The following is a 17,431-nucleotide window of genomic DNA, read 5'->3' on the forward strand; positions in this document are numbered from 1 at the left end:
TTTGGGTGACCGTCTGCTCTCATTCCTTCTCACTTTATAATGCAAATCTATTTGCTTATATTTTGACAACAAACATAGGAGGGGCAGAACAAGCATAGCGATGTTCGGGGTGAGTCGTCTGCGCCATGCGATATACATCATTCCCACTTTCCCAGGCCCCGGATTTTACCACTCGCAATGAGGATTTTTTAACGTACAGGGTAATAACGCAGATGCGTAATTACATTAATCAGATGTGTAATTACATTAATGCGCCCTGTTTTGCTCGCTATCGGCACCGCCCGTGTTACGTTTTTGCGGATTATTAGTCAATTTGCCGAAACTATAAGTAAATGCCAGCGTGGCTACCTGTGTATCTAAATAATTATGATAGGTTGATGTAGCGCCCACAATATTGGTGATCCTGCCACTTGGGCTAAAGGAGTGGAAAATATCGCGCATGTTTAGTTTAACAGTACCCTTGTTGTTTAATATTTTTTTCTGAATAGCGGCATTAAGCATACCGGTAGGTATGGAAACAAACTGCCCGTAAGTGCCGCTTGTGTTGAAGAACCCGCTCAGCTCCGCGCTCCAGGTTTTTGATATGGTAAACTGGTTACTGCCATTTGCGCTAAAAGTGCTTTTAGATTCATTTAAGTAGCCCGAATAAAATAGCCCCTGGTAAGTGTTTTTATAAACCTCGGCATATAAATTAACCGACCACCACTTGGCAGGCTGCAAATTGGTATTTATAGAAAAATCAATTGTTTTTTGCTGCCCGATATTACCTGTGGTGCTAATGAATACATCCCCGCTTTTGTGAATAGTTTCGTTTTGCACGTCGGTGGTGTAGTTATAGGCTACCGCAATGGTAAACAGGCTTTTAAAACTGTAAGCCAGTTTATAATTATCGGTGAACTGCGGTTTAAGGAATGGATTACCAGAAAAGTAAGTGTATTTATCTACAAAAAAAGTAAAGGGATTTAGGCTGCCATAATTAGGTCGGCCAATTCTGCGACCATAAGATGCCACAAATACATTGTGCCCCGCGGTATCAAGGTTGTAGGAAAAATAAGCCGTAGGGAACAGGTTTGTATAATGATTAGCAAATGATGAATCGGGCTTTTGGGCATTTCCTAACTGATGGCCAGAGCCATTGGTATTCTCGGCCCGTAGGCCTGCCTGTACTGAAAATCTGCCAAAGTTTTTATTGAAGTTAACGTAAGCCGCGTTTAAATTCTCTTTATATAAAAAGCGGTTGGTGTTGTTATAATCAATGGTGTTTACGTTATCAATTATGTTGAAGTAATTGGCGGCATTATCGGTATTTACATAGCTGCTTTTAATGCCGGCCTCTATTTTGGCTTTACCTTTTAGCGGATGGGTATAATCGGCCTTAGCCGAGTAAATATTGATGGTAGCAGGAAGGTTGTCGTTAATAGTTTGCGAATTGGTTAAAGTACCATCGGGCAAATAGGTGGTGTTTATAAATTGCTGGGTGCTGCCAGATGCATCACGAATATAATCCAAATCGAAGGAGAACACCCTGCCCGTGCTGTCAAACTTATGGGTATAATTTAGGTTAATGCCGTTGCTGTTGAAATGATTTTTAGATGAGTTTTGACTGGTAACGGTTGAATCCAGTTGGCCGGTTTGACCATATAGCAAGCTGTACACCGGGCTGTTGTCATGATCGCGTGAGATGTTGCCGGTGTACACTATTCCCAAAGTTGTTTTTGGCGATACATAGTAATCCATCCCTGCTTTAACATTGGTGTTTTTATTGGTTGGTCTGAAATAGGAGATATCCTTTAGGGATGATGTCGGCGTGCCGTTTTCGTCAAAATAATTACGGTCAATTTCAAGTCGCCTGTAAGTTTTTTGCTCGTTGTAGGCAACGTTGGCAAACAGGTTAACCTTGTTTATCCGGTAGTTGAAGTTGATGCTCTCGTCATTACGCCCGTAATGTCCTTGTGCAAAATCGGCAGAGATCACGGCATTGAACCCGCGGGTGGTATTCTTTTTAGTTTTAATGTTGATGACGCCCGCGTTTCCGGCGGCATCATATTTGGCCGGCGGGTTGTCCATAAGTTCTATCTGATCTAAAGATGATGAAGGCAACGAACGTAGGTAAGTGGCTAAATTTGCTGCCGATAGATAGGTTGGCTTATCATCAATCATCACCAGCACGCCCCCTTTTCCCTTAAAGGTAATATTACCATCGGCATCAATCTGCACACCGGGACTTTTTGATAGCACTTCTAATGCATTGGCACCGGTATTGGAAATCAGCGCGCCAACGTTAACTATGGTGCGGTCTATCTTTTGCTGCACGTAAGCTTTTTGGCCTACTACGGATACCTCTTTTAGGGTTTTCCCGGCGGGGGATAAAATGAATGCCGGCAAGCTAACAACTTTTTGCTGGCTTAAAACCACCGGCGCACTTCGATAGTTTTTGTAGCCTATGTAAGTGGCTTTAATAATATAAGTATTGTCTTTTAAACTTTTGAAGACGAAACTACCATCGGCATTAATAAGCTGGCTGCTTACTACGGCCGAGTCTTTTACGGTAAGTAAAACTACCGTCGCGCCATCAAGGGGCTTCTTGCCTTCATCTAAAATAAAACCAGAAATTTTACCTCCCGGAGTTTGTGCCCAAGTATTGTTGAATGTAAATAGCGTGAATAAAGTGAAAAAGAATATGTACAAAAATCTCATAAGCTAAAGACACCGCCCCGGTTACTTTAGTTACACTATTTTTGTAATTTTAAACTGCTGTTGTGTAAACGTTTAGTTACAACCATTTGCTAAACCAATCCAGCGTCATTTTAAAATGCTCCGGCGTGGAGGTATGGAACAGCTTAGGTGTTACATCGCGCATAATTTTATCGCTCGCTTTTTGGGCTGCATAAGCTTGCACGGCCGAGGCATAAGCGATGTTTGCGCCGGGTAGGGGGCAGTTAGGGTCATTCTCGGTACCTACAACCAATAATGCCCGTGGTGCCATCAATCGTAACAGTGATGGGCAATCAAATTCGCCGGTGATGTTGGGTAGTAATTTATCCCATACCGCTTTTACGTTCCGTTTATTTAAAGCGGTGTCGCCAAGGTCTTTGGCGGCCTGTAAATGCGCACCTTGTATGGTTCCTGCCCGTCCCTGCCATTTATCGTTATCTAACGACCATTTGAAACTTTGTACCGAAATATCCAGCACGATCACTTTTATCCTGCTATCAACAGATGCGGCAAGCCATGTTTCGATACCACCCATAGATATACCGCCCATGCCAATACGTTTGGCGTCAACATCGGGCCGGCTAACCAGGTAATCTGTAACCGGCCACAAATCAAAGGCGGTATCAAACAAAAACGGATGGGTTTGGTGGGCTTTGTCTTTATTTTCCCAGGCGGCTGTCGCGGCAGCTACGTATTCTTTTGAGCCATGAGCTCCGCCAGGAATACGTTCGCCATGAAAGCGGGCATCAATAGCCACACCCATAATGCCTCGTTTAACCAACTGGTACATGAACTTTTTGTTGTCTTCCTTACGCCCTCCTGTACCGTGTAAAAAAATTACAGCAGGATATGCTTTAGCTCCGGTAACCGGTTTATAAATGAGGATGGGAACCCTTTCATTTTTTTGGCTGTAAATAAAACCATGCTCTATGATAACCGAATCTGTTTTGGTTATTTCAAAAGATGGATTTAGGGGTACGCGCGGTCTTTCCAGTAGTTTTTTAAAATCAGTAGCAACTTTATCAACAGGAGGATAATTTATTTGCTGTGCGAATGAAACCACCGAGCACAATAATAATATAGTGGCTGCGCAAAATGTTTTGATTTTAAATAACATACGTGGATAGATTTAAGGTTGCAATTTATTAAAGGCACCGCTTAATTATTGTAACAATACTACGATGCAGAGCATTTTGAAAAAGTAGTTATTTTTCGGTATGGATGTGGTTTAGCAGGCAGTAACAACAACGAAGAGGCCCGATGCAAATCAGGCCTCTTGTCAATTTCGGGAAGTTGTTTAAATTTTAATCTATTCTGCTTGCTGTTTCATCAGTTTCCTGGCGCCAAGTAGTGCCAGTAACGTAACGGTTGCCGCGGTTGTTAAGTAATAACCTACATACGCAAGGCCATATTTATGTGCCAATGTTGTTGCCAGGTAAGGCGTAAGCGAGGCACCTAAAATGCCTGCCAGCGTAAAGGCGAGCGAAGCGCCGGTATAGCGTACAGACGCCGGGAAAATACCCGCGAGCGCGGTACCTATCGGCCCATAGGTAAGGCCCATCAAAAACATACCTATCGATAAAAAAACAGCCGTGGTGAACAAGTTACCAGCGGTAAATAAAGGAGCGAAAACAATACCGAATAATATGATACCCGTGGTTGCAACGATGAGCATTTTATTGCGACCGTACTTATCGGCCAGCACAGCGGATAGCGGGATACCCAGGCCGAAAAACAGCATAGATATCATTTGGATGATCAAAAAACTACTTTTAGGGTAATGAAGTGCCGATGTGCCCCAGCTTAAGGTAAATACCGTCATCAAATAAAACAGCAGGAAAGTGGTAATTGTTGCCAGGGTGCCTAAAGTAATGGCAGCGGTATGTTTAACAAAAACATCGGCAACAGGTACTTTTGAGCGCTCGTTATTGTTTATGATCTTCATAAACTCGGGCGTTTCTGATATTTTTAGTCGTATGTATAAACCCAGCCATACCAGCATGGCGCTGGCAATAAAAGGGATGCGCCAGCCATAGGCTATAAAATCGCTTTCGCTCATTGTTTTGCTCAATATGAAAAACGAACCACTGGATAACAAAAAGCCTATTGGGGCACCTAATTGCGGAAACATGCCATACCAGGCTTTTTTGTTTGCCGGCGCGTTTTCTGTAGCCAGTAATACCGCGCCACCCCATTCGCCCCCCAAGCCCAAACCTTGTCCAAATCTAAATGTGGCCAGTAATATTGGCGCTGTAATGCCTATAGCCGCGTAACCGGGTAAAAGCCCGATAGCAACGGTTGATGGCCCCATGGTTAACAATGCGGCAACAAGGGTAGCCTTTCTGCCTTTACGGTCGCCAAAATGCCCAAATAAAGCTGCGCCTATTGGGCGTGCTAAAAAAGCTAATGCGAAAGTAGCCAGCGACTCCAACGTAGCGGAAGTTGGATCGGCCGAAGGGAAAAATAGCTTCGGAAACACCAGTACTGCCGCGGTGGCATAAATGTAAAAATCAAAAAATTCAATTGTGGTGCCAACCAGGCTTGCCGTTAGTATGCGGCTTACCGGGTTTGCTGGGGTAGGTTGCTGGTTCATAGGTTCAAACATATCAAATTTGAACCAATACGCAAATTCGATATGTTTTTAACAGGATGCAAAAAACGTTAGGATAATAAAAGGTTCGACAATAATTTCCAACCGGATTACCCGCTGCTGTTTTTTATCGGGAATGTATTGTAGGCGACCCCTATATATGTTAAGTTTGATGATGAGTACCACACCAAATAGGCCTGCCAGTCTGACTTACATTTGTTGTTAATTATCCGGCATCCGATTTAATAGGGGTATGATTTATAAAAATACTAATGGATACAACAATCGATCAAAATTGCCCCCAGAAAATAGGAATTGCACTATCCGGGGGCGGTGTAAGGGGCGTAGCTCATTTAGGAGTAATGCAGGCTATGATTGATCATGGGATTCAGTTTTCTCATATCTCGGGTACCAGCGCGGGTGCTATTGGGGCTGCCTTTGTCGCCGAAGGATATGCCCCTAAAGAGGTGTTGCGTATTATAAAGGAAAACAGGTTGCTTAAGTTACTGCGCCCGGCTTTTGGCAGCAGTGGTTTAATATCAATTTTACATGCCCGCTTTTTAATATCAAAATACATTCCGCACAATTCATTTCAGGGGCTTAAAACAAATATTACCATTTCGACTGTTGATTTGGGTGAGGCCAGGCTGGTTTATTTTACCAGTGGCGAACTGGATTTGGCGGTATTGGCTTCGTGCTGCCTGCCTGGTATTTTCAAACCTATCGAAATTAATAATCATATGTACGTAGATGGCGGGATATTGAATAATTTCCCGGTAGAGCCACTGGTGGGTAACTGCGACCTGATCATTGGCTCATCATGCAATCATCTGCCGGTGGTTACCTCAATTAAATCTTTTGGTGAGCTGGTTGACAGGGCCGCGATGATTGCCGTTAACTCAAGCCTCAACACCCATAAAATTTTATGCGATATAGTTATTGAACCCCATGGTTTGGGAGGCTACGGCATTTTTGATACAGATGCCGCCGAAGAAATTTATATGATAGGCTACGAAGAGGGACTAAAAACCATCAACGGTAATCAAAAACTAAAAGATATTATCCAGGCAAAAAAAAATAAACCGGCGCTGTAAGTGCACTTGCTTCAATGTTAGAAGCTGTTTTAAAAATGAAAAAAATACCGTTATCGCTTCGTCGCTCTTTATAATGATGTAATTGTAATCGGTTCATTATCAATAATAAAATAGCGTCATTGCGAGGAGGTACGACGAAGCAATCCCCAATTATACAGGGCGAATTTGTAAGCGCACCTGCTTGTTGGGGATTGCTTCGTACCTCGCAATGACGCGTTTTCTTTCGTTATTTAAAAGCTCCCTATTAGGGAATCAAACCATCACTCTGCCTCCAAAAATGAGACTATCTGTATGAATTTTGAGACTATTTGTTGGAGTTGGGCTAAGCTATTTATTTAGTTTTACCATTTGATTAAACCCAAAATTACCTGTTCAACTACCCATGAATAATAATAGTCTTTCTGCAAAGCCGCATTACCCTATACTGGATGGATTACGTGGTGTGGCAGCCATTATCGTTGTTACTTTCCACCTCACCGAACCTTTAGGAACCGGCCACCTGGATATCCTGGTGAACCACGGTTACCTGGCCGTCGATTTTTTCTTCCTGTTATCCGGTTTTGTTATCGGCTATGCCTATGACGACCGCTGGCAAAAAATGACCATCGGCACGTTCTTTAAACGCCGAATAGAACGGCTGCAACCGATGGTGGTATTGGGGATGACCCTTGGGGCGATAGGGTTTTATTTTACAGATTCAACCATATGGCCGCTCATACATACCGTTCCGCTTTGGAAAATGCTACTGGTGATGCTCATTGGTTATACCATTTTACCTGTACCCTTATCAATGGATATACGGGGCTGGCAGGAGATGCACCCGCTCAATAGTGTAGGCTGGTCGTTATTTTTTGAATATGTTGCCAATATCCTGTATGCCATTGGCATCCGCAAGTTATCCAAACCAGCGTTGGGTATATTGGTGTTTATAGCGGCCATAGCGCTGGCGCAACTGGCTATAACCAACGGCGATGTAAGCGGCGGGTGGACGCTCAACGTGGAACAAGTCCGTGTAGGTATTACCAGAACAATTTACCCTTTCTTCGCAGGCCTGCTACTTTCACGCATAGCTAAACCCATCCGCATTAAAAATGCCTTTTTATGGTGCAGCCTGCTGGTAGCCCTTATTTTATACATGCCGCGCATAGGTGGAGCCGCGCATTTATGGATGAACGGGGTGTATGAGTCGGTATGCATCATCATTGTTTTTCCGCTCATTGTTTATTTGGGTGCCGGCGGGGTGATACAAAGCCAAACTGAACTTAAAATATGCAAATTTTTAGGTGATATATCTTATCCGCTTTACCTGTTACATTATACGCTGGTATACTTTTACGTGGCCTGGATCAGTAACCATAAGGGTGTAACCATAGTACAAGCCTGGCCTTATGCGTTGTTAATTTTGATAGGGAGTATCGTTTTGGCATACATCGTCTTGAAATGGTATGATGAGCCGGTTCGTAAATGGCTACGGAAAAAAATGGGATAATATAGCAGGGATAAATTCTGTACCCCCTAAATAAAACGCCGCCCCATCTTGTATTGATGAGGCGGCGTTTTACTGTTTTAGTCAGGGTGAAATTACCAACCCAATTTATGGGAACTTAACCCCGTTGTAATCGGATATATTTACCTCTGGTATAGTGGAGTTGTATTTATTGTTGATCGCCTTAATAAACTCGTTGGCAACTATGGCGTAGCCGCGTGGCGTAAGGTGCACGCCATCTAAAGAGAACAAACCACCGCTTATGTAGTTAGAGTTAATACTTACGCCGTCAACCACCATGCCGTTCTTTTTTATGTTTAGCAGAAAAGTGTACGCGTCAAATACAGCAAGACCTTTTGCTGCAGCTATGGTTTTTATGGTGGTATTGTACGCTGTTACATAATCCTGGGTAAGGGCAATCTCTTTTTCGTCGAGTACGTACTGGTTATCTATAGGAGTATAAGGAGTTAAGCCGTAAGGCAGGGGCCCATATGGCGTTGAAACCGTTTGGCCAATTTTGCTGGTAGGGAAGGTGAGTACTATCAGATCGTTGGCTGTTGCCGCGCGTGGCGCGTAGGTGCTGCCTGCCACCAGCGCGTTAATATATAAAGCCTTCGCGGCCGGGTTTATTTTTTGTACACCCGTCAGTATCGCCGAAACGGTGATGGTGTTAAAGTAAGGGATTGAAGTTACATCTGGTATGGTAGCAACCACGCCCTTTTGGCCTTTGGCGGTAAGGGTATTGATCAAAACATTGTACAAATACGCAAAGGTACTTTTGTCGGTAAGTACATCGCCCGCGCCGCCAGATGTGGCGTAGCTTAAAGCATCGTTATTACCCAGCCAGTTGGAAAAAAAGGTAAACGGTTTGGCCGTAACAAAATCAAGATAAGTGGTGGAGTTTGTTGGCGAATTACCGGGTAAAAGGCGTTCAAAATAGCCGTTAAGGTTGCCGTAAGGCGCATAAGTGATATGCATCAGCTTAATGCCGGGTACACCGTAGTTATTGATATCGCCCGTATATTTAGTGTAAAGGATAACATTGCCAAAACCCGGGATAGCCTGCTGACCCCTGATAGCCAGGTTTGTAGTAACCGGCGTTGTAATTGGAGTGCCATCGGCATTAAAACCGGTTAAAGATAAATAGCCCGATCCGTTTGCCTGGCTGCTGCTAAATAATGGCTGCGCGAAGGTGCCACCGCCAACGGCCTGCATTTGTTTACCAATAATACTTGGATAGGATACCTGCTGGCCAGCCAGGTATAAACCACCATCGGCATAGCCGGCGGTAAGCGAGTTGCCTACCGAAATGTATCTCGAAAAATCTGCCGAACCTGCAACAGGTTTGGGTGTATGAATTTCGGTTTTGCAGGCACCCAATAAAAGTAACCCTGCAATAATATAGATATGCTGTTTAAACGTTTTCATGTAATAATTTCTTTAAGGGTTACCAATGATAGGCCAATGAAACACCAGGTATATATACATTGGTTTTAAATGTGCCCGATAACTGCGATTCGATATTGGTTTGGGTGCGCTGCATTAAATGTTCGTACTCAAAAGATATATCTATATCAAGGTGTTTGGCAAATGTGTAACCCAGTCCAAGGGTGCCGTAAACGCGGTTGGCATCCGGCGCTTCGGGAGTTACATAACCATCTGCAACGGCTGTACTGGCGTAGCCACCTCCAAAACGAAGAGCCAAATTAGTAGTAGCCTTGTATTGCGCGCCACCACGTACGCTTACCGCCTGCTGGTAATTCCTGGCCGAGTGGGTATCCTGTAATGCCGCGGTATTGTTTTTATAATCAAATGATAGTGTTTTGTAAACATCCCATTGAACCAGGTTTACATCAAGGGCCAATATCCACTTACGGCTGGGGTAAAAGCCAAAACCTATGGAGTTTGTAGCCGGTAGCGGAATGGTTGAAGTAAAACTATTAGGCTGCGGAAAGCTGCTTTGTAATGATGTGGGTACGGTAAAAATTGCGTTGCCGCCGGCAATGGTTGTATTCACCTTCGACCGGTGGGTGATACCTATAGTAACGCCGGATTGTGTTTTGAAATAAAGGCCTGCATTCCATCCGTAGCCTTTACCGCTGCCCTTTAGCTCGGCCTGCCCTGGGTCGCCCGAGCTGTTGGCCACAGGGATGGCGCGGGTCAAATCAACACTGCCATGATTATAAACAAAACCGCCGCCAATGCTCAGGAAGTCGGTTAGTTTAAAACTTAATGTAGGCTGAAAATAAACAGCTTTTAGGTTTAGGCTTTCCAACACATATTTGCCCTGCCAGGTATTGCCCCAGTCTGTTAAACCGCCAAACGGTGTATAAACGCCAAGGCCAAACTTCCAGAAGGACGATTTTGGTCCCCAAACGCCGTAAAACTCAAACGGAGTTGCAACCTTGTTAGCGGTTCGGTTTTGTACCGATGTTCCTGAAGGGTTAAAATCTGATTTGAAAAACAGCGGACTGATGCCGCCTTGCAGGTAATTTTCGGGCAGCATGGCTACCGCGCCGGGGTTAAAAAATACCGATGCGCCATCCTGAAGGGTGCCTACCCCGGTATGGCCCATTCCAATTTGCTTTTGTCCCTCCAGGTTAACCTGGAAACCCTGGGAAAAAGCCATCAGCGGCGCTAAAAACAGCGCCAATAGTAAAACTTTTTTCATAAGAATATAATTGGTTCATAACAGGCAAGTGTATGAGGAATACACCTTGCAACTATCAACAATAAAATTAGTGCGGATTAAAAAGAAAAAAAGGGCTATAATGCGGAGATATTAGTCAAAAAGTCGGATAACGTTTTAATATCATGTTAACCGTGAAAAATAGTTAAGATGACTGTGTTTTTTGCGGGTGTTTTTTTAATAATTACATTAAAAAGTTTATATATTGAAAATGTATGAATAATAAGATTGGACAGTTAAGCCTATCAAAATTTGCACACCTTTATGCCGACAAGCTGGCCGGTGCCGATTTTTTTGTAGTTGATGAAAAGCAGTTATTAAGTTTAAGCGAATATCCTTATCGCTCAGACGGGTATATTATAGGCATCTGCACACGAGGCACGGCTAAGGTAGAAGCCAACCTACAAATTTACGATGCCCGGCCCGATGCCATGTTGCTGGCTACCCCATTCCACGTATTGAGGATTTATAACAGCAGCGATGATTTTTTATGCCGCTTTGTTGTTTTTAGCAAAGCTTTTTTAACGGAGAATAGTGTTAACAGTCATTTCCTGGAATCGTTCAGTTATTTTAAAAGCGCATCTATCCCGGTAATTTATCCCGATAGCGCGGATGCAAGGATGATACTGGAAATTTATTTACTAATACAAAAAAAACTGGAGCGTGAGGGGCATCCCTACGATGTGGAAATATCCAGGAGCATTTTAACAACCCTGCTTTACGAAATACAGGCTATTTACGAAAAGCAGCATACCATTATAAAAGGCAAACAAACCCGCAAACAGGAGCTGAACGTACTTTTCCAGGACCAGGTTTTTCATCACTATAAAGAGCATCGTAACGTACAGTACTATGCCGACGCGCTTTGCGTATCGCCCAAGCATCTGACAGAAACCGTTAAGGAAGTTACCGGCCGGACCGCGGGCGAATGGATAGATGATGCTGTAATATTGGAAGCCAAGGTATTATTAAGAAACCACGAGATCAGTGTAGCCCGAGTTGCCGAAGATATCCATTTCCCTGATCAATCCTCTTTCGGTAAGTATTTCAAAAAACAAACCGGCATGTCGCCGTCAGATTACAGGGCGATCTCGGTTGGGGTGAGTTGATGGGGTGGTTGAGTTGGTTGAGATTACTTTGTGCTGCCCCATAAAGTTTTATAAAAAAGTTTGTCATCCTTCGTTCCTACCCATGACGTAATTAAAGGGGTAAAAGCGTCTTTTTTGAGTGTTTTTACTCTTGTATTTATTGTAAATAAATGATTTAAAGGCAGTTAACTAAAGTTCAACTTTTAAAAAAAAGCCAAAAAACTATCCGTCGGTAATAATTATCGATTAGGGCACCCCGGTACAAATGCGTGATGCCTTGATTATATAAAGCTGTACCCGAAGAGGTTAAAAAAAATGACAGGCTACCCATCGGACAAATCTCTGTAAACAGGATCGTACCATACTTTCAGACTCAATTCTTCGGAACNAGTGTTCGTTTTAGCCGAATGCGAGTGGTTTGAACGCTGGCTACGACTCACCCCGGCAACGCTTCGCTGGCCGACCCTCTCTCCGGCTAAAGCCGCATAGAGGGTGAACCCCATTTTTTTGTTTTTTGCCCCTCTATGCGACGCAGTCGGAGAGAGGGGCAAACGGGCGTAGCCTCGTTGGGGTGAGTCGTTCCTTGGTTTGTTTACGTTATTTCCACTTTCAGAGTCCCCGGATTTTATAACTCAGAATGACAGGGTGGAGAGGGCCATTTGGCTTCACGATCTACAGGCTTTAACACCTTCTTGGATATTCAATTAACTCATTTGCCTCTATCTAACTAAATCAATCGCTCCAACCCCTTTCCCGACTTTTTGACTAATATCTCCGCATTGCAGACCTTTCTTTGCTTTAACAAGCCATTTAATTTTACTCCTGATTATAAAACCAATTGCTGCCATAAAAAGGGCGTCCTCGCTAATCGGGAAACCTGCGCAGCCTGAAAATTATTTAGAGTATACCAATACAGCTAAGTGAAATTGATTTTGCCTATCATAAATGATATGGCAAAGTGAGTGCTTAAGAAGGATAAAACATAAAATTAAATACTTGTTTATGAATGCCACTGAACCAATGAAAGCTATAAAAGGCGGGGAGTTTTTGATAAGGGAAACTGCCGCGGATAGTATTTTTATTCCCGAAGAATGGAACGAAGAGCAATTGATGATTGCCGAAACATGTACCAATTTTTTGGCACAGCAGGTAACACCCAACCTGCAACGGATTGACGAGCAGGAAGAGGGCCTGATGAAGCATTTGATGGATGAGGCAGGCGCGCTTGGTTTATTGGGCATATCCGTACCCGAAGAATTGGGCGGTTTTGGCAAAGATTTTAAAACCTCCATGTTGGTTACCGAAAAACTTGGAGCCGGGCATTCATTTTCTGTGGCGTTTTCGGCACATACAGGTATAGGCACCATGCCCATATTATACTATGGTAACGAGGCGCAAAAGCAAAAATATGTTCCCAAACTGGCAAGCGGTGAGTGGAAAGGAGCTTATTGCCTTACCGAACCTGCCGCAGGGTCTGATGCCAACTCGGGCAAAACCAGGGCAAAGCTTTCTGCCGATGGTAAGCATTACCTCATCACCGGCCAAAAAATGTGGATCACCAATGCGGGCTTCGCCGATGTATTTACTGTTTTTGCCAAAATAGATGAAGACGAAAACCTGAGCGCCTTTATTGTCGAAAAAGATTTTGAAGGCCTCTCCCTGAATACCGAAGAACATAAAATGGGCATTAAAGGAAGCTCGACCCGGCAGGTGTTTTTTAACGATTGCAAAGTACCGGTAGAAAACCTGCTTTCTGAACGTCAGAATGGATTTAAGATAGCGGTTAATATCTTAAACTTGGGTCGTATAAAATTAGGCGGCGGCACCGTTGGTGCAAGTAAGGATGTGATTACCGCTTCGGTGCGTTACGCCAATGAGCGGGAGCAATTTGGGCGTGCTATTTCAAAATACGGTGCTATAAGATATAAATTGGCCCAACAGGCCATCCGCACCTATGCTTCAGAGTCGGCGGTGTACAGGGCCTGTCAAAACATGGAAGAGGCTACAGAAATGCTGATCGAATCTGGTCTTGATGAAACAAAAGCCAAATTAAAAGGCACCGAGCAATATGCTATAGAAGCAGCCATCCTTAAAGTGCATGCATCAGAAGTTTTGGATTATGTAACCGATGAAGGCGTACAGATTTACGGTGGCATGGGCTACAGCGCCGAGGCCCCTATGGATAGAGCCTATCGCGATTCCCGGATCAACCGGATATTTGAAGGCACTAATGAAATTAACCGCCTGCTAACGGTTGATATGATGCTTAAACGCGCCCTGAAAGGCGAACTGGACCTGATGGGCCCCGCCCAAAAAGTAGCCGGTGAGTTAGTAAGCATTCCGGATTTTGGAGCGAACGATGACGATAACTTGTTTAGTAAAGAGAAAAAATACATCGCCAATTTTAAAAAAGCCATCTTGATGGTTGCGGGGGCCGCTGTTCAAAAGCTAATGGCGCAATTGGGTAAAGAGCAGGAAGTGCTGATGAACCTGGCCGATATGCTGATAGAACTTTACGTGAGCGAATCATTGCAATTACGGGTAGAAAAATTGGTGAGTTTAAGGGGCGAGGATGCCTGTAAAGAGCAGCTGGATATAATGCGTGTTTACATTAACGACGCGGCCGAACATTTGGCAAAATCTGGTAGGGAGGCATTAAACTCATTTGCCGAAGGCGACGAACGCCGCATGATGCTGATGGGCCTTAAACGCTTCACTAAAACCGAAGATTTTAATACCACTCAGGCCCGTAGAAACATTGCTGCAAAGTTGATTGCGGAAAATAAATACTGTTTTTAGCCAATTAGCAATCTATTTAAGATCGACACCTCCATTTTAATGCCGGGAGGACTGATAAGTGGGCGAAAGACTTACGAAGTTTTTAAAACTTCGTAAGTCTCATGTTTATAACATCAACCTAAAAAATAATGAAAATATTAGTGTGTATAAGCCAGGTGCCGGATACCAGCACCAAAATTGTGCTTAAAAATAATGACACCTCGGTTAATGGTGATGGGGTTACCTATATCATTAACCCATATGATGAATGGTATGCCCTGGTGAGGGCCATCGAACTAAAAGAAAAAGGAATAGCCAGCGACATTCATTTGATAACAGTAGGCAAGGCAAATGTGGAGCCGGTGATCAGGAAGGCCCTTTCCCTGGGCGGTGATGAAGCTATCCGCATTGATGCCGATAGCAATGACGCCTATGAAACCGCCGGTTATATAGCAGCATACGCCGCGCAGGTTGGTTATGACTTGATTTTATGCGGCAAGGAATCTATAGATTATAATAACGGCATTACCGGAACCATGTTAGCCGGTATGTTGGACATGGATTACATTGGTTTTGCAACCGATATCCAGGTTGAAGCAGGCGTGGCTGTTGTAAAGCGCGAAGTGGAGGGCGGCGAAGAAACGGATCAATGTAATTTGCCCCTGGTTATATCCTGCCAAAAAGGTATAGCCGAAGCGCGTATACCAAATATGCGTGGCATTATGGCCGCCCGCACACGGCCTTTAAAAGTAGTAGAGCCATCTAAAATAGCTGCTTTAACAGCGATATTATCCTATGAATTGCCGCCCGCTAAGGCCGGTATAAAAATGATTAGTCCGGATGATATGGATCAGCTGGTGGATCTATTGCACACTGAGGCCCGGGTTATTTAATATCAATTTTATTGCCCATGGCATCTGCACGCGGGCTCATCTTAATTAAAAACACACAACATGTCTGTAATAGTATTGGTAGAACATACCGGGGGAATTATAAAAAAGAAAAACTTTGAGGCGGTACAATATGCCGCGCAAATAGCTAAAAAAACGGCCACTACGTTAACCGCTGTTGTTTTGGGCAACGCTACTAATGCAGAAATGGAAGGGCTTGGCGCATATGGCGCTCAAAAAGTGCTGCATGTGGCCGATACCCGCTTAAACGACTTACACGCCCGGGCATATTGCAAAGCGTTATTAGCCGCCGCCGAAAAAGAAAAAAGCAAAATAATTATAACCCTGCATGATATTAGTGGCCGTACGGTAGCGCCACGGGTGGCCGTACAACTAAAAGCGGGTATAGTAGCTGGCGCGCTTTCAATCCCCGACCTGGAAAAAGGCTTTGTGATTAAAAAAGCCGTGTTTTCGGGCAAGGCATTCGCTTATGTGAATATTTTGAGTGATGTAAAGGTAATTATGCTGATGCCTAACGCCTTCCCGGCTGTTAAAGCCGAAGGTAAAGCTGTGGTAGAACAACTGGCCGTTAGCTTTGATGAAAAAGATTTTGGTGTAAAAGTTAAATCGATAGATAAAGTTACCGGAGAGGTATCACTTGCCGATGCCGAACTGGTAGTATCCGGTGGCCGCGGTATGAAAGGCCCCGAAAACTGGGGCATACTGGAAGATCTGGCAAAAGAGTTAGGTGCCGCCACAGCCTGCTCGCGTCCGGTAGCCGATTCGCATTGGCGACCGCATCATGAGCATGTGGGTCAAACAGGTGGTACCGTGCGCCCCAATTTGTATATAGCTGTGGGCATATCGGGGGCCATACAGCATCTGGCCGGGGTTAACGGATCAAAAACTATTGTGGTTATCAACAAAGATCCAGAAGCTCCGTTTTTTAAAGCCGCCAATTATGGTATTGTGGGCGATGCGATGGAGGTTTTACCAAGATTAACTGCGGCTGTGAGGAAGTTTAAGGAACAGCATAAATAATAAGTGAGGGTTAAAAAGAGTTGTTGCGGTGAAGGTCGAAATGACGTAAACAGGGTGTAGACGACTCACCCCGACGAGGCTACGCCCGTCTTCCCCTCTCTCCGGCTGCGCCGCATAGAGGGGACAGAAAAGTTTTTTTAACCCTCTATGCGGCGCAGCCGGAGAGAGGGTGGTCCAGCGAAGCGTAGACCGGGTGAGTCGTAGCCGGCGTTCTTGCGAATGTTTAAGCGTCGCACATTAATGATGAGTGAAAATGTGGTCGGTAATCGTCGTCGAATAAAATTTAAACAGGCTCTAAATCAATATTTATGGAATATTTTTATGAAGGCCAGGTACTATGGTCGCAAATAGACTCCAACCAGCATATGAGGCACTCCGCCTATGCCGATTTTGCCGCGCAGGCACGCATCACCATGCTCGAAAGCCTTGGGTTAAAACTGCCCACACTTTATCAATATAAAATTGGCCCTGTATTGTTCAGGGAAGAACTGATTTACCTGCGCGAGATAGGGATGAACGAAAATATAAAGATCACCTGCGAACTCATCAGATCGCGGCCCGATGGTTCCCGCTGGGCTATTAGGCATGAGTTGTACCGGGGCGATGGCGTTAAGGCTGCCATCATCAATGCCGAAGGTTCATGGATTGATATGGAAAAACGCAAACTGGCCATATTACCCACAGCATTAAGCCAAAGGTTTATGAAAGCCCCCAAGAGCAGCGACTACATAGAAGAAGATAACACTCCCCAAAATTAAAAACCAACAATGAGCGATTTAAAAGAAACCTTTGAAAAAGCGGTTGCAGATAGTAAGCTACTTCCTTCAAAACCAGATAATGAAACTTTATTACGCCTGTACAGCCTATATAAACAGGCAACAGAGGGTGATATCAATACAGATACCCCGCCGGGCATGTTTGATTTTGTGGCCAAAGCAAAGTATGATTCCTGGTTAAAACTAAAGGGCGTAACTGCCGATGATGCTATGGAGCAATATGTTCAGTTGGTAACAATACTATCAGCCAAAAACAGTTAAATTAATATCCGAAATATTGACAA

At 44.1% G+C, this 17,431-nt stretch carries 13 protein-coding genes; 8 read left to right on the top strand and 5 right to left on the bottom strand.

The features are described from left to right. Positions 1-246: 246 nt before the first annotated feature. The 3 genes from QWZ17_RS14270 to QWZ17_RS14280 all read right to left on the bottom strand — a co-directional run bounded on the left by QWZ17_RS14270 (position 247) and on the right by QWZ17_RS14280 (position 5,308). A complete protein-coding gene (locus QWZ17_RS14270; protein WP_290305921.1) occupies positions 247-2,697 on the bottom strand; it encodes a TonB-dependent receptor in 2,451 nt (816 codons plus the stop codon). 76 nt (positions 2,698-2,773) lie between these two features. Then, positions 2,774-3,832, bottom strand: coding sequence for an alpha/beta hydrolase (locus tag QWZ17_RS14275; protein ID WP_290305922.1), 1,059 nt, complete (start codon positions 3,830-3,832; stop codon positions 2,774-2,776). A gap of 192 nt (positions 3,833-4,024) precedes the next feature. Further along, on the bottom strand, positions 4,025-5,308 hold the full coding sequence (locus QWZ17_RS14280) for an MFS transporter (protein WP_290305923.1): 1,284 nt from the start codon (positions 5,306-5,308) through the stop codon (positions 4,025-4,027). 269 nt (positions 5,309-5,577) lie between these two features. Between QWZ17_RS14280 and QWZ17_RS14285 the strand changes: the two genes are divergently transcribed. Together QWZ17_RS14285 and QWZ17_RS14290 are read left to right on the top strand one after the other, a co-directional pair. Next, positions 5,578-6,399: a patatin-like phospholipase family protein gene (locus tag QWZ17_RS14285; RefSeq protein ID WP_290305924.1), complete on the top strand. Its 822-nt coding sequence runs from the start codon at positions 5,578-5,580 to the stop codon at positions 6,397-6,399. Positions 6,400-6,781: 382 nt separating this feature from the next. Next, on the top strand, positions 6,782-7,888 hold the full coding sequence (locus QWZ17_RS14290) for an acyltransferase family protein (RefSeq protein ID WP_290305925.1): 1,107 nt from the start codon (positions 6,782-6,784) through the stop codon (positions 7,886-7,888). A 105-nt stretch (positions 7,889-7,993) separates the two neighbouring features. On the opposite strand, the gene QWZ17_RS14295 is transcribed toward QWZ17_RS14290, so the two are convergent. Together QWZ17_RS14295 and QWZ17_RS14300 are read right to left on the bottom strand one after the other, a co-directional pair. Then, positions 7,994-9,313, bottom strand: a complete 1,320-nt coding sequence (locus QWZ17_RS14295) for an SGNH/GDSL hydrolase family protein (RefSeq protein WP_290305926.1) — start codon at positions 9,311-9,313, stop codon at positions 7,994-7,996. 19 nt (positions 9,314-9,332) lie between these two features. Beyond that, the gene (locus QWZ17_RS14300; RefSeq protein WP_290305927.1) at positions 9,333-10,556 is read right to left on the bottom strand and encodes an OmpP1/FadL family transporter; all 1,224 of its coding nucleotides are present in this window, start codon (positions 10,554-10,556) and stop codon (positions 9,333-9,335) included. Positions 10,557-10,789: 233 nt separating this feature from the next. Between QWZ17_RS14300 and QWZ17_RS14305 the strand changes: the two genes are divergently transcribed. From QWZ17_RS14305 to QWZ17_RS14330, 6 genes are all read left to right on the top strand, one after another. After that, entirely contained in the window at positions 10,790-11,683 is an 894-nt protein-coding gene (locus tag QWZ17_RS14305; RefSeq protein ID WP_290305928.1) for a helix-turn-helix domain-containing protein, read from the top strand. Positions 11,684-12,664: 981 nt separating this feature from the next. Next, complete coding sequence (locus QWZ17_RS14310) at positions 12,665-14,461, top strand: acyl-CoA dehydrogenase FadE (RefSeq protein ID WP_290305929.1); 1,797 nt, start codon at positions 12,665-12,667, stop codon at positions 14,459-14,461. A gap of 128 nt (positions 14,462-14,589) precedes the next feature. Further along, the gene (locus QWZ17_RS14315) at positions 14,590-15,333 is read left to right on the top strand and encodes an electron transfer flavoprotein subunit beta/FixA family protein (protein WP_290305930.1); all 744 of its coding nucleotides are present in this window, start codon (positions 14,590-14,592) and stop codon (positions 15,331-15,333) included. 60 nt (positions 15,334-15,393) lie between these two features. Beyond that, positions 15,394-16,371, top strand: coding sequence for an electron transfer flavoprotein subunit alpha/FixB family protein (locus tag QWZ17_RS14320; RefSeq protein ID WP_290305931.1), 978 nt, complete (start codon positions 15,394-15,396; stop codon positions 16,369-16,371). 308 nt (positions 16,372-16,679) lie between these two features. Further along, a complete protein-coding gene (locus QWZ17_RS14325) occupies positions 16,680-17,129 on the top strand; it encodes an acyl-CoA thioesterase (RefSeq protein ID WP_290305932.1) in 450 nt (149 codons plus the stop codon). A 9-nt stretch (positions 17,130-17,138) separates the two neighbouring features. Next, on the top strand, positions 17,139-17,408 hold the full coding sequence (locus tag QWZ17_RS14330; RefSeq protein ID WP_290305933.1) for an acyl-CoA-binding protein: 270 nt from the start codon (positions 17,139-17,141) through the stop codon (positions 17,406-17,408). Positions 17,409-17,431 lie beyond the last annotated feature (23 nt).

It is taken from the genome of Mucilaginibacter flavus (assembly GCF_030409315.1).
In the GTDB taxonomy this organism is placed as follows: Bacteria; Bacteroidota; Bacteroidia; order Sphingobacteriales; family Sphingobacteriaceae; genus Mucilaginibacter; species Mucilaginibacter flavus.